The sequence below is a fragment of the Dongia sp. genome (assembly GCF_041905885.1).
Taxonomy (GTDB): Bacteria; Pseudomonadota; Alphaproteobacteria; order Dongiales; family Dongiaceae; genus Dongia.
This window is the reverse complement of sequence record NZ_JAYRKD010000003.1, coordinates 1-12,959: the sequence shown is the minus strand read 5'-3', so window position 1 is coordinate 12,959 and position 12,959 is coordinate 1. Positions and strand designations below refer to the sequence as shown.

The following is a 12,959-nucleotide window of genomic DNA, read 5'->3' as shown; positions in this document are numbered from 1 at the left end:
CCCGCCTTGAGGAGATGCTCATGAATCTCGCCACCGATCCGAAACGCAAAGCGGCGCCCGCCGAACCTGGCCACAACCACCCGCGCAACAGCGGCATCGCCTTCAACGAGGAAGCGGTGCTGGGGCCGACCGTCAACCTCTCCGCCGTCGAGCGCCGCACCGCCTCGCTGCCCGCGCGCCGCAGCGTGAAGAAGGAATACCAGGCCGCCTGGCTGGTGAAGGCGATCCAGTGCATCGACCTCACCACCCTCGCCGGCGATGACACGCCCGCGCGCGTGCATCGGCTCTGCGCCAAGGCGAAGTCGCCGTTGCGCGCGGATATCGTCGATGCGCTCGGTCTTGCCGACGACGCGCCGAAGGTCGGCGCAGTCTGCGTCTACCCGACCATGGTGAAGCCCGCCGTCGAAGCGCTGACCGGCTCCGGCATCCCGGTCGCCTCGGTCGCGACTGGCTTCCCGGCCGGCCTGATGCCGCTCGACCTGCGGCTCGAAGAAATCCGCCGCGCCGTCGCCGATGGTGCGGGCGAGATCGACATCGTGATCACCCGTGCCCATGTGCTCGGCCAGGACTGGACCGCGCTCTATGACGAGATCGCTGCGATGCGCGCCGCCTGCGGCCCGGCGCATCTGAAAGCCATCCTCGCCACCGGCGATCTGAAGACTCTGCGCAACGTCTATCGCGCCAGCATGACCGCGATGATGGCCGGCGCCGACTTCATCAAGACCTCGACTGGCAAGGAAGACGTCAACGCCACCCTGCCCGTCTCCCTGGTGATGGTCCGCGCCATCCGCGACTATCTCGAAGCCACCGGTTTCAAGGTCGGCTTCAAGCCCGCCGGCGGATTGCGCACCGCCAAGGACGCGATGAACTGGCAGATCCTGATGAAGGAGGAACTCGGCCGCGCCTGGCTGGAGCCCGACCTCTTCCGGATCGGCGCCAGCTCCATGCTCGCCGACATCGAGCGCCAGCTCGAACACTACGTCACCGGGCGTTACGCCGCCCTCAACCGTCACGCCATGGCCTGATCAAGATGAGCACCGTCAAAGAAATCCTGCAGACCATGGACTACGGCCCGGCGCCGGAAGCCAAGGACGCCGTCACCGCCTGGCTCGGCAAGCATCAATCCGGTTTCCGCCATTACATCGGCGGCGAATGGAAGAGCGGCGGCAAGCTGTTCGACGTCCATAACCCGGCTGACGGCACGGTGATCGCCAGGGTCGCGCAAGGTTCCAGCGCGGATGTCGATGCCGCGGTCGCCGCGGCCCGCGCCGCCTATCCGGCCTGGTCCAAGACTTCCGGCGAGAAACGCGCGCGCTATCTCTACGCCATCGCCCGCCATGTGCAGAAGCGCGAGCGCTTCCTGGCCGTGCTGGAAAGCCTCGACAACGGCAAGCCGATCCGCGAATCTCGCGACATCGACGTGCCCCTGGTCGCGCGCCATTTCTATCACCATGCCGGCTGGGCCGCCTTGCTGGAGAGCGAATTCCCCGGCATGGGCGCGGTCGGCGTCTGCGGCCAGATCATCCCCTGGAATTTCCCGCTGCTGATGCTGGCCTGGAAAGTGGCCCCGGCCCTCGCCGCCGGCAACACGGTGGTGCTGAAGCCCGCCGAATACACGCCGCTCACGGCGCTGGCACTGGCGGAGATTTGCGACGAGGTCGGCCTGCCGAAGGGCGTCTTCAACATCGTGACCGGCGACGGCGCGACAGGCGCGGCGATCGTCAACCACGCGTACGTGGACAAGATCGCCTTCACCGGCTCGACCGAGGTCGGCCGCGAAATCCGCAAGGCCACCGCCGGATCGGGCAAGAAGCTCACCCTCGAGCTCGGCGGCAAGTCGCCCTTCATCGTCTTCGACGATGCCGATCTCGACAGCGCGGTCGAGGGCGTGGTCGATGCCATCTGGTTCAACCAGGGCCAGGTCTGCTGCGCTGGCTCGCGGCTTCTCGTGCAGGAAGGCGGCGCCGAACGCTTCTACGACAAGCTGAAGCGCCGCATGGAAACGCTGCGGGTCGGCGACCCGCTCGACAAGTCGATCGACATCGGCGCGATCGTCGCCAAGGTCCAGCTCGACCGCATCGCGTCGCTGGTCGAGAAGGGCCGCCAGGAAGGCGCCGCCTGCTTCCAGCCTTCCGCAAAGCTGCCCGGCAAGGGCTGGTTCTTCCCGCCCACCCTCTTCACCAATGTCGAGCCCGCCTCGACCATCGCCCAGGTCGAGATCTTCGGGCCGGTGCTGGCCGGCACCACCTTCCGCACGCCCGATGAAGCGGCGGCGCTCGCCAACAACTCGGCCTATGGCCTTTCCGCCTCGGTCTGGTCGGAGAATATCGACCGCTGCCTCGACCTCGCCGCGCGGATCAAGGCCGGCGTGGTCTGGATCAACGGCACCAACATGTTCGACGCTGCCGCCGGCTTCGGTGGCTATCGCGAATCCGGGTTCGGCCGCGAGGGCGGCCGCGAAGGCATGGTCGAATACCTCGCGCCCGTGAAGAAGAAGGGCAGCAAGGAAGCGGCCAAGGCGAAGCTCAGCGCCGAGCCGACCGCCTCTGCCTTCACCGGCGAGCCGGCACTCGACCGCACCGCCAAGCTGTTCATCGGCGGCAAGCAGGCGCGCCCGGACAGCGGCTATTCCTATTCCGTGCTGGACGCGAAAGGCCATTCGATCGGCCAGGCGGGCTTGGGCAACCGCAAGGACATCCGCAACGCGGTCGAGGCTGCGTCGAAGGCGACCGGCTGGACCGCGCTCTCCGGCCATTCCCGCGCCCAGGTGCTCTATTTCCTGGCCGAGAACCTCTCCGCCCGCGCCGACGAGTTCGCCGGGCGTTTGACTGCGATGACCGGTGCGGCGAAGAAAGCCGCCCGCACCGAGGTCGATGCTGCGGTCTCGCGCATCATCCACTACGCCGCCTGGGCCGATAAGTATGACGGCCGCGTCCACTACACCAAGGCGCGGCATGTGACCCTGGCGATGCCGGAAGCCTGGGGCACGATGGCGATCTCCTGCCCCGATGAGGCGCCGCTGCTCGGCTTCATCTCACTGGTGATCCCGGCGATCGCCATGGGCAACCGCGTGGTCGCCTCACCGGCGCCGCTCCATCCCCTGAGCGCCACCGACTTCTACCAGGTGCTGGAAACCAGCGACGTGCCCGACGGCGTCGTCAACATCGTGACCGGCGAGCGCGACTTGCTCGCCAAGACCCTGGCCGAGCATGACGAGGTCGCCTGCCATTGGTATTTCGGCGGCGCCGACGGCGTTGCCCTGGTCGAGCGTGGCTCCGCCGGCAATCTCAAGGCCACGTGGTGCGAATCCGGCCCCCGCGACTGGACGGCCACCGACAACCAGGGGGAGTCCTTCCTCCGTCACGCCACCCAGATCAAGAACATCTGGGTGCCCTACGGGGAATAGGACCGGGGCTCCGCGCCGCCATTTGCCTAGCTTTCCCGAAGCTCTATGATTGGCGCCAGGAACACCGGGGGAGAGTAACGCCATGGCGATCAGCCCGAGCATCGAGAAGGCGCGGACCGAGGTCACGTCGCTGATGCTGATGGAAGCGCATGACATCGGTGAGCAGTTCGTGCCCTTCGCCCGCGAGCGCGGCATCAACGACGTCGATGCCGCCTATCGGGTGCAGGATTCCTACGCGCGCCGCATCATGGCAGCCGGCAACACCCAGGTCGGCGGCTTCAAGATCGGCCTCACCACCAAGAAGATGCAGGAGATGTGCGGCATCGATTCGCCGGTGTCCGGCTATGTCGCCGCCAACCGGATCTACCGCGCGCCCGCCACGGTCGACGCGATGGAATACACCCATCTCGGCCTGGAGTTCGAGGTTGCGGTGAAGCTCGCCCATGACTTCCCGTTCCGCCCGGTACCCTATTCCCAGGAAGAGTTGATCCGCGACGCGCAGGTGGCGCCGGGCGTCGAGCTGGTCGATGACCGCAACGCCGACTATGCGACGCTCGAAGCCCTGTCGCTGATCGCCGACAATTCCTGGAACGCCGGCATCGTGGTCGGCCAATGGCAGGATCCGCCCGCCGATCTCGCCGGCATCGAGGCGACGATCCTGTGCAACGGCCAGCTGGTCGATCGCGGCCATGGCCGCGACGCGCTGGGCCACCCTTTCATCCCCTTGGCCTGGCTCGCCAACTTCCGCATGCGCACCGATCGTCCGCTGAAGAAGGGCGACATCGTCCTGACCGGCAGCCTGATCCGCACCCAGTTCCCCAGCGAAGCCTGCAAGTTCCACTACGAGCTCGCCGGCCTGGGGGCGGTCGAAATCGACGTGCAGTTTTAGGGAACCCGAATGGACCTCCATATCAAAGGCAAGCGCGCCCTGGTCACCGGCTCGTCGAAGGGGCTCGGCCGCGCCATCGCGGCGGGGCTTGCCGCGGAAGGTGTCAAAGTCGCCATCGCCTCGCGCAACAAGGATTCGGTCGCCAAGACCGCGGCCGAGATCAAGGCCGAGGGCTTTATCGCCGACCTCTCGCAGGCCGGCGCCGCCGAGAAGCTGATCTCGGAAGTCAATGCCAGGCTCGGCGGCATCGACATCCTGGTCGCCAACACCGGCGGCCCGCCGCCGACCGTGTTCGACGGCACCAGCGATGCGCAATGGCGCGCCGCCTTCGAGAACCTGTTCATGAGCACGGTGCAGATGATCCGGCTGGCGCTGCCGGGCATGAAGCAGCGCAAATGGGGCCGGATCATGGTGGTGACCTCGGTCGCCGCCGAAGAGCCGCTCGACGGCCTCACCATCTCCAACGCCTTGCGGCCGAGTCTGCACGGCCTCTTCAACTCGCTCTCCCGCGAGGTCGGCAAGGACGGGATCACGGTCAATTGCCTGATGCCGGGCTCGACCCTGACCGACCGGCTGAAGGACTTCCCCTACGACCAGGAAGAGATCGACCGCACCATCCCCGCCGGCCGCCTCGGCAAGCCGGAGGATTTCGGCGCGGTCGCGACCTTCCTGGCCTCGGAGCAGGCCGGCTATATCAACGGCCAGGCGATCGCAGTCGACGGCGGAATGCTGCGCTCGATCTAGGGAACGCGCTGCCTGAGGCGGGGTTCAGCTTTCATGGCCCCGAAAGCACCCCGCGTCATCCGCCCCGAAGAGGAAGACCGCCGCACCGATAGTCCGGCGTCGACCGACGGCCAGGTCAACGGCCCGCCGCCCAAGCGCCGCGACCAGCGCGCCGCCAAGGAAGCCGGCGTCGAATCCCTCCCTGATGGCGAGGAAGAAGCCGCTCGCGAGGCGGCCTTGTCTCGGGACGACTAGCGCGAGGACGCTAGGCGGCGAAGCGCGCCACCGCTTTCTCGTCCCACGCGATGCCGAGGCCCGGGCCGCGCGCGGTGACCGTGCCATCCTGTGCGACGGTCAGCGGTTCCTGGAGCAGCGGCCCGGCCTTGTCCATCCATTCCAGCCAATGGGCGGTCGGCGTGACAGCCAGCAGATGCGCGCTCGCCTCGGCGAAGACATGGCTGGAAACCGGCAGCTGCGCCGCCTCCGCCAGGGCCGCCGCCTTGATCCAGCCGGTGACGCCGCCGATCTTCTGCACATCCGGCATGGCGTAGTCCGAAGCGCCGGCGCGGATCGCCTTCTCCATCTGCTCCGGAAAGGTCCAGTTCTCGCCGGTCTGGATCCGCATGCCGGTCGTGGCGCGGACATGGTGATGCCCGACCAGATCCTCGGCCGGGACCGGCTCCTCGACCCAGGTGAGATCGAATGCGCGGATCTGTTCGATGCGGCGGCAGGCCTCCGCCGGATCGAGCGACTGGTTATAGTCCACCATCAGCGCGACTGAACTGCCGATGATCTCGCGCACCGCCCTCACCCGCGCGACGTCGTCCTCAACGGCACCGCCGCCGATCTTGATCTTGATGCCGCGAAAGCCGCGCCGGATCGAGCGCTCGATCTCGGCGCGATCTGCCTCGATGTCGATGATGCCGAAGCTGTCATAGGCCTGGATCGGGAGCGTGACACCGCCGAGCAGGCGCGCCAGCGGCAACTCCTGGGCAAGAGCGGCAATGTCCCAGAGCGCCATGTCGATCCCCGACATCGCCAGCGCCACCAGCCCCTGCCGCCCCAGCAGGCGGAAGCTCAATTCCAGGCGTTGGCTGACGGGAAAGGGATCGGCGCCGTGGCCGATGATCTCGCTGGCCACCGCTTCGACCGTCGCCACCAGCGGCTTTAGCATGCTGGCCTTGTAGGCGAAGAGATAGGCGCTGCCCAGGATGCCGTCCGAGCTGCGGATATCGATCAGCACCAGCGCCGCCGCCGGCAGATGACCGACCGCGGTGCGGATCGGCCGCGCCAGCGGCACGTTCACCGGCCGGACGGAAATGGTTTCGATCTTGCGCATGGCGAGAGCTTGCGCCGCTTCGGCCAAGGCGTAAATTCACTATACGGTATACTTTGGAGCAGACCATGCCGCGGCAATCGGACAACCGGGATCGGATCCTCGGCACCGCCTATCAGCTGTTCTACGAGCGCGGCTTCAGCCGGATCAGCATGGATGCGGTGGCCGCGCGCGCCGGCATCACCAAGCGCACGCTCTACAATCACTTCGACAGCAAGGACCGGCTGTTCGGCGAGATGCTGAAACGCCAGAGCACCCTCGCGGTCGCGCGCATCAAGACCTGGGCGACGCAGCAGGGCGGCTCCGCCGAAGACTTCGTCGCCACCATCTTTGAGCGCCTCGCCGCATGGTCGGCAAAAAAGCGCTGGGAAGGATCCGGCTTCACCCGGCTGGCGCTCGAGCTGGCGGACCTACCCGGCCATCCTGGCCGCACCGCCGCGCGCAGGCACAAGGCGATGATCGAGCGGGTCTTCGCCGACGAACTGCGCCGACGCGGCCTGAAGCGGCCGGAAGAAGCGGCGCGCGCCCTGCAGATCCTGACCGAGGGCGCCACCATCCTCACGCTGATCCACGGTGACAGCGCCTATGTCGGCACGGCGGCCGAAGCCGCACGCGCCGTCTTGAAAGGGAACTAGGCCGCGACCTGGAAGCCCGCCTGCGTGGCGAGCTTCTTCAGGTTCTCGTAGCCCATCTTGGCGTAGGTCAGCGGATGCGCCTTGGCCGGATCCTGCTCGGCCTCGACCACCAGCCAGCCGGCATAGCCCGCGTCGTGGAAGACTTTGAGGATGGTCAGGAAATCCACCTGCCCGTCGCCCGGCACGGTGAAGATGCCTTCCAGGACCGAACGCAGGAAGCTCGCATCGGTGACCCGCGCCTTGTCGAGGATGGGCTTGCGCGAATCCTTGCAATGCACATGCACCACCCGCTTGGCATGCCGCTTGGCCAGCGCAATCGGATCGCCGCCCGAGAAGGCCGAGTGGCCGCTGTCGAAGAGCAGCCCCACCGCCGGACCCGTGTTCGCCATCATCTTGTCCACCTCGGCATCGGTCTCGACCACCGTGCCCATGTGATGATGGAAGGCCATCCGCACGCCGAAATCCGCCATCTTCTCGGCGAGCTCGGTGAGCTTCTTGCCGTAATCCTTCCAGTCGGCGTCCGGCATCTTCGGCCGCTTCGAGATCGGCGTGTCGATGCCGCCATGATCGCCGCCGCTGGTATCGGCATAGACCACGTACTGGCAGCCGTTGGCCTTCAGCAGCTCGAGATGCGGCAAGGCCTCCTCGAACTCCTTCTTGGCGTCGGCATTCTTGTAGGCGCGGCCGGAATACCAGCCGGAGATCAGCGCCAAGTGGTGCTTCGCCAGCACCGCTTTCAGGGCATTCGCCTCGCGCGGAAACTTGCCGCCCATCTCGATCCCGGCATAGCCCGCCTGATGCGCCTCGGAGAGGCAGGTCTCGAGCGGCGTGTCTCCCCCCAGGGACGGCAGATCGTCATTGGTCCAAGTGATGGGATTGATGCCGATTCTGACGCTCATGACCTCTCCTCCGGGCTCCGCAGGCGTGATAAATTGGAACGCTCCAAGTGGCGTTCTACCTGTTCTTTATCACAGCCACGGCGGGTTGCTATAGAATTATTTTTCCATTATCGTAAACTTTAGAAAACAGCCCCTTCGGCGGCAGCACCCGGCCCAGGTTTCGGGCTAAGGTGTCGCCGACCACAACCGCAAGAATCGCACGGAAATTCACGATGACCCTGCACTTGGCCAACAATCGCAACGGCTTCCCCGCCGGCATGACCTGGGTGACCTCGGTCGACGACCGAGAGGACAACACCGGCATCGCCTTCGGCGTCTGCCGGATGAAGGCCGGCGAGACCGCCGAACAGGTGGCCGAGGGCGAGACCGCCTGGCTGCTGATGACCGGCGCCGCTTCGCTCTCGGTCGGCAATGTCACCAAGGAATGGACCCGCGGCTCGATCTTCGACGAGAGCCCGAAATGCATCCACGTGCCGGGCGGCACCACGGTGCGGCTGCGCGCCGAGAAGGACACCGAGTTCACCGTCTATCGCACCGCCAACACCAAGAAGTTCGAGCCGAAATTCTACGAGACCGTCGCCAACGAGCATCGCGGCAAGGGCCAGGTCGGCGATACCTGTCTGCGCTTCGTGCGCACCATCTTCGACCGCAGCAATTCCGATCCCAATGCCGAGCTGGTGCTGGGCGAGGTGATCACCATGCCCGGCCGCTGGTCCTCGTATCCGCCCCACCACCATGCGCAGCCGGAGATCTATCACTATCGCTTCACCGCGCCGCAGGGTTATGGCCTCGCCGAGAACGGCCCGCAGGTCTTCCGCGTCAAGCAATACGACACGGTGAAGATCTTCGACGGCAACGACCACGCGCAGACCGCCGCCCCCGGCTACGGCATGTATTACGCCTGGGTGATCCGCCATCTCCCCGACAACCCCTATGGCATCCCCGACTTCACCGAAGAGCATAAATGGGTGATGGAGAAGAACGCCGTCTTCTGGTTCCCCGAAGAGCTGAAGGACGGGAAATAGGTTCATGGCGGAGCGGTCGCTGGATCTGATCTGCCTCGGGCGCGCCGCGGTCGATCTCTACGCCGAGCAGCTCGGCGCGCGACTGGAGGATGTCGCGAGCTTCGCCAAGTATATCGGCGGCTGCGCCGCCAATATCGCCGTCGGCACCGCGCGGCAGGGCTTGAAGTCGTCGATGCTGGTCCGGGTCGGCGATGACCATATGGGCCGCTTCGTGCGCGAAACGCTCGCCCGCGAAGGCGTCGATACCGGCCATGTCTCGACCGACCCCTCGCGCCTCACCGCGCTGGTACTCCTCGGCATCAAGGACCGCGACACCTTCCCGCTGATCTTCTACCGCGAGAACTGCGCGGACATGAACCTGCAGGTTGAGGACTTCGACGCCGCCTACATCGGCGCGGCGAAGGCGCTGCTGGTGACCGGCACGCATTTCTCGACCGAGAGCATCAATAAGGTCAGCCATCAGGCGATCGCGCTGGCAAAGAAGGCCGGCACCAAGGTCATCCTCGACATCGACTACCGCCCCGTGCTCTGGGGCCTGACGAGCCGCGGCATGGGCGAGATCCGCTACATCGCCTCGGAAGGCGTGTCGCAGCATCTGCAGAAGATCGTGCCGCATTGCGACCTTATCGTCGGCACCGAGGAGGAGCACTGCATCGCCGGCGGCTCCGACGACATCATGGTGGCGCTCCGCAACACGCGTGCGAAGAGCCAGGCCGAGATCGTGGTGAAGCGCGGCCCGCTGGGCTGCAGCGTCTTCCCCGCCGAGATCGGCAACACGCTGGACGACGGCATCACGGTCAAGGGCGTCACCGTCGAGGTGCTGAACGTGCTCGGCGCCGGCGACGCCTTCATGTCGGGTTACCTGCGCGGCTGGATCAACGGCGAGGGCATCGAGAAATCCTGCATCTATGCCAATGCCTGCGGTGCGCTGGTGGTCTCACGCCACGGCTGCGCGCCCGCCATGCCGAGCAAGATCGAGCTCGACGACTACCTCTCCCGTGCCAAGGACGTGAAGCGCCCCGATCTCGACCCGCGCCTCAACCACCTGCACCGCGTCACCAACCGCGCCACGCAATGGCCGCAGGTGATGGCGCTCGCCTTCGACCACCGCTCGCAATGCGAGGCGCTGGTGAAGGAGGTCGGCCAGCCGTTGAGCAAGATCGGCGAGCTGAAGGAGATTATCGGCCAGGCCGTGCTTTCCGTGGCCAAGGATTTCCCCGGCCGCGCCGGCGTCCTCTGCGACGGCCGTTTCGGCCAGGCGGTGCTGGAGCATTTGACCGGGCGTGGCCTCTGGATCGCGCGCCCGGTGGAGCTCCCCGGCTCGCGACCCTTACGCTTCGAGACCGGCCCCAACATTGCGCAGGAGATGCGCGCCTGGCCCGCCGATCACACCGCGAAATGCCTGGTCTTCTACCACCCGAACGATGGCGAGATGCTGAAGCAGGAGCAGCTCGGCTACCTCGCTCAACTGCAGGAGGCCTGCATCGGCACCGGCCATGACCTGCTGGTCGAGGTCATTCCGCCGAAAGCCATGCCGAGCGACGAAAGCACCCTGCCCCGCGCGCTGGCCGAGATCTACGCCCATGGCATCAAGCCCGACTGGTGGAAGCTTCCCGCGATGAGCGACGCGAGTTGGCGCCGCGTCGCCGCCGAGATCGAGAGGAGCGACCCGCATTGCCGCGGCGTCGTGCTGCTCGGCCTGGAGGCGCCCGAGGACGAGCTGGCGGCCGCCTTCAAGACCGCCCGCCACCACCCGATCTGCAAAGGCTTCGCCATCGGCCGCTCGATCTTCATGGCGCCGGCCCGCGACTGGCTGCTCGGCAAGTGCGACGCCGAGGCCTTTGCCGCCAACGTCGCCGACAACTATCGTCGCTTGATCGAAATCTGGCTCGCGCCGCAATCGGCGGCGGCGTGACGCGCTGAACGTGCCCCTTCTCGTCGTCATCCTCCGCGAAGGCGGAGGATCCACGAGTTAGGGGCGACCGGAAAGAAACGCGTGGATGGTCCGCCTGCGCGGACCATGACGAAGAAGAGATGGGATGGAACGAACATGAAGACCATCAGACTGACCATGGCGCAGGCGGTGGTGCGTTACCTCGCCGCGCAGCGCAGCGAGATCGATGGAAAGGAAGTGCCGCTGGTCGCCGGCACCTTCGCGATCTTCGGCCACGGCAATGTCGCCGGCATGGGCGAGGCGCTGGCCGCCGCGACCGACGTGCTGCCGACCTATCGCGCGCATAACGAACAGTCGATGGCCTTGGCCGCGATCGCCTATGCCAAGGCCAAGAACCGCAAGCAGTTCATGGCCGCCACCACCTCGATCGGCCCCGGCGCCACTAACATGGTGACCGCCGCCGCGCTCGCCCATGTCGATCGCCTGCCGGTGCTGCTGCTCCCCGGCGACATCTTCGCCAGCCGCCTGCCCGATCCGGTGCTGCAACAGATCGAGGTCTATGGCGACCCGACGCTCTCGGTCAACGACACCTTCAAGCCGGTCTCGCGTTTCTGGGACCGCATCATGCGCCCGGAGCAGATCCTCCAGAGCCTGCCGCAGGCGATCCGGGTGCTGACCGACCCGGCCGATTGCGGTCCGGTGACGCTCTGCCTGCCGCAGGACATTCAGGCCGAGGCCTATGACTACCCCGTGGAATTCTTCGAGAAGCGCAAGCATCGCCTACGCCGCCCGGCGCCGGATGCGCGCGAGGTCGCCGACGCTGCCGAGGCGCTGCGCAACGCCAAGCGGCCGATGGTGATCCTCGGCGGCGGCGTGCACTACTCGGAAGCCGTCGCGGAAGCCCGCGCTTTCTTGAGCAAGCATGGGCTGATGGCCGGCGAGAGCCAGGCCGGCAAGGGCGCGCTCAACTGGGACGACCCGCATAATCTCGGTTCAGTCGGCGTCACCGGCTCGAGCGCCGCCAACACGCTGGCCAGCGATGCCGACGTGGTGCTGGCGATCGGCACCCGATTGCAGGATTTCACCACTGGCTCCTGGGCGCTGTTCAAGTCGAAGCCGAAGCTGATCCAGTTGAACGTCGCCGCCTACGATGCCTGGAAGCACAATGCGCTGCCGCTGGTTGGCGACGCGCGCGTGACCCTGCCCTTGCTGAGTGCTGCACTCGGCGATTGGAAAGTGCCGGCCGACCGCGCGGCCCGCGGCACGGCGGAGATCGCGCGCTGGCGCGGCGCCGTCGACGCCGTGACCGCCGCGCCGAAGGGCAATGCCCTGCCCTCCGACGCCCAGGTGCTCGGCGCGGTCAACCGCAAGTCGGCCCCGACCGACGTGGTGGTCAACGCCTCCGGCGGGTTGCCGGGCGAGATGCACAAGCTGTGGAAGACCCGCGACCCCAAGGGCTACCACATGGAATACGGCTTCTCCTGCATGGGCTATGAGATCGCCGGTGCCTTGGGCGTGAAGCTGGCCCAGCCGGAGCGCCGCGTCCTCGCCCTCATCGGCGACGGCGGCTACATGATGATGAATTCCGAGATCGCCACCTCGGTGATGATGGGCGCCAAGATCGACATCGTCGTGCTCGACAACGGCGGCTTCGGCTGCATCAACCGCCTGCAGCAGGCCTGCGGCGGGCGGCCGTTCAACAACCTGCTGGTCGATGCCCACCGCAAGATGGATGTGCCGATCGACTTCGCGGCGCACGCCGCGGCGATGGGCGCCATCGCCGAGAAGGTCGGCAGCATTGCCGAGCTCGAAGCCGCGATGGACAAGGCCAAGACCAGCGACCGCACCCATGTGATCGTGATAGACACCGACCCGATGATCTCGACCCAGGAGGGCGGCGCCTGGTGGGAAGTCGCGGTGCCGGAAGTCTCGACCCGCAAGGAAGTCGAGGCCGCGCGCAAGAGTTATGAGAAGCAGATGGCTGCACGGGCTGGTGAATGAATCTCTTTCCCTCGTCATGGTCCGCGAAGGCGGACCATCCATATGTGGACGGCCCCCGATCTTGCAAGCGAATGCGAGCGTTGTGGTGAGCCGGTTCGATAGCGTCCATATGTCCGGCCTTTACGGTGCAGTCGCTGTTGACTGCTGGCCG

11 protein-coding genes are annotated in these 12,959 nt (G+C 66.5%); 9 read left to right on the top strand and 2 right to left on the bottom strand.

Annotated features, from left to right (window positions below; translation table 11 throughout):
• Nucleotides 1-20: 20 nt before the first annotated feature.
• The 5 genes from deoC (at nt 21) to ACH2CY_RS03315 (ending at nt 5,273) form a co-directional block, all read left to right on the top strand.
• The gene (gene deoC, locus ACH2CY_RS03335) at nt 21-1,025 is read left to right on the top strand and encodes a deoxyribose-phosphate aldolase (RefSeq protein ID WP_395015927.1); all 1,005 of its coding nucleotides are present in this window, start codon (nt 21-23) and stop codon (nt 1,023-1,025) included.
• Between the two features lie 5 nt (nt 1,026-1,030).
• Complete coding sequence (locus ACH2CY_RS03330) at nt 1,031-3,406, top strand: aldehyde dehydrogenase family protein (RefSeq protein ID WP_395015925.1); 2,376 nt, start codon at nt 1,031-1,033, stop codon at nt 3,404-3,406.
• 82 nt (nt 3,407-3,488) lie between these two features.
• Entirely contained in the window at nt 3,489-4,295 is an 807-nt protein-coding gene (locus ACH2CY_RS03325; RefSeq protein WP_395015924.1) for a 2-keto-4-pentenoate hydratase, read from the top strand.
• A 9-nt stretch (nt 4,296-4,304) separates the two neighbouring features.
• Complete coding sequence (locus ACH2CY_RS03320; protein WP_395015921.1) at nt 4,305-5,039, top strand: SDR family oxidoreductase; 735 nt, start codon at nt 4,305-4,307, stop codon at nt 5,037-5,039.
• A 33-nt stretch (nt 5,040-5,072) separates the two neighbouring features.
• Complete coding sequence (locus ACH2CY_RS03315) at nt 5,073-5,273, top strand: hypothetical protein (protein ID WP_395015918.1); 201 nt, start codon at nt 5,073-5,075, stop codon at nt 5,271-5,273.
• 10 nt (nt 5,274-5,283) lie between these two features.
• On the opposite strand, the gene ACH2CY_RS03310 is transcribed toward ACH2CY_RS03315, so the two are convergent.
• Nucleotides 5,284-6,357 carry an enolase C-terminal domain-like protein gene (locus ACH2CY_RS03310; RefSeq protein ID WP_395015915.1) on the bottom strand — a complete coding sequence of 358 codons (1,074 nt, stop codon included), beginning with the start codon at nt 6,355-6,357 and terminating at the stop codon, nt 5,284-5,286.
• A 65-nt stretch (nt 6,358-6,422) separates the two neighbouring features.
• On the opposite strand from ACH2CY_RS03310, the gene ACH2CY_RS03305 reads away from it, so the two are divergent.
• Nucleotides 6,423-6,989, top strand: a complete 567-nt coding sequence (locus ACH2CY_RS03305) for a TetR/AcrR family transcriptional regulator (RefSeq protein WP_395015913.1) — start codon at nt 6,423-6,425, stop codon at nt 6,987-6,989.
• Here the strand turns inward: ACH2CY_RS03305 and iolE are convergent.
• A complete protein-coding gene (iolE, locus tag ACH2CY_RS03300) occupies nt 6,986-7,888 on the bottom strand; it encodes a myo-inosose-2 dehydratase (RefSeq protein ID WP_395015910.1) in 903 nt (300 codons plus the stop codon). The genes ACH2CY_RS03305 and iolE overlap by 4 nt on opposite strands.
• Before the next feature lie 212 nt (nt 7,889-8,100).
• Here iolE and ACH2CY_RS03295 point away from each other — a divergent pair, with 212 nt between their 5' ends.
• The 3 genes from ACH2CY_RS03295 (at nt 8,101) to iolD (ending at nt 12,808) form a co-directional block, all read left to right on the top strand.
• Entirely contained in the window at nt 8,101-8,913 is an 813-nt protein-coding gene (locus tag ACH2CY_RS03295) for a 5-deoxy-glucuronate isomerase (RefSeq protein WP_395015907.1), read from the top strand.
• Nucleotides 8,914-8,917: 4 nt separating this feature from the next.
• The gene (iolC, locus tag ACH2CY_RS03290; protein WP_395015906.1) at nt 8,918-10,828 is read left to right on the top strand and encodes a 5-dehydro-2-deoxygluconokinase; all 1,911 of its coding nucleotides are present in this window, start codon (nt 8,918-8,920) and stop codon (nt 10,826-10,828) included.
• Between the two features lie 135 nt (nt 10,829-10,963).
• On the top strand, nt 10,964-12,808 hold the full coding sequence (iolD, locus tag ACH2CY_RS03285) for a 3D-(3,5/4)-trihydroxycyclohexane-1,2-dione acylhydrolase (decyclizing) (protein ID WP_395015903.1): 1,845 nt from the start codon (nt 10,964-10,966) through the stop codon (nt 12,806-12,808).
• Nucleotides 12,809-12,959 lie beyond the last annotated feature (151 nt).

Coding starts and splice junctions, on each gene's coding strand:
- deoC (WP_395015927.1), top strand. CDS start 21: ATGAATCTCGCCACCGATCCGAAACGCAAAGCGGCGCCCGCCGAACCT.
- ACH2CY_RS03330 (WP_395015925.1), top strand. CDS start 1,031: ATGAGCACCGTCAAAGAAATCCTGCAGACCATGGACTACGGCCCGGCG.
- ACH2CY_RS03325 (WP_395015924.1), top strand. CDS start 3,489: ATGGCGATCAGCCCGAGCATCGAGAAGGCGCGGACCGAGGTCACGTCG.
- ACH2CY_RS03320 (WP_395015921.1), top strand. CDS start 4,305: ATGGACCTCCATATCAAAGGCAAGCGCGCCCTGGTCACCGGCTCGTCG.
- ACH2CY_RS03315 (WP_395015918.1), top strand. CDS start 5,073: ATGGCCCCGAAAGCACCCCGCGTCATCCGCCCCGAAGAGGAAGACCGC.
- ACH2CY_RS03310 (WP_395015915.1), bottom strand. CDS start 6,357: ATGCGCAAGATCGAAACCATTTCCGTCCGGCCGGTGAACGTGCCGCTG.
- ACH2CY_RS03305 (WP_395015913.1), top strand. CDS start 6,423: ATGCCGCGGCAATCGGACAACCGGGATCGGATCCTCGGCACCGCCTAT.
- iolE (WP_395015910.1), bottom strand. CDS start 7,888: ATGAGCGTCAGAATCGGCATCAATCCCATCACTTGGACCAATGACGAT.
- ACH2CY_RS03295 (WP_395015907.1), top strand. CDS start 8,101: ATGACCCTGCACTTGGCCAACAATCGCAACGGCTTCCCCGCCGGCATG.
- iolC (WP_395015906.1), top strand. CDS start 8,918: ATGGCGGAGCGGTCGCTGGATCTGATCTGCCTCGGGCGCGCCGCGGTC.
- iolD (WP_395015903.1), top strand. CDS start 10,964: ATGAAGACCATCAGACTGACCATGGCGCAGGCGGTGGTGCGTTACCTC.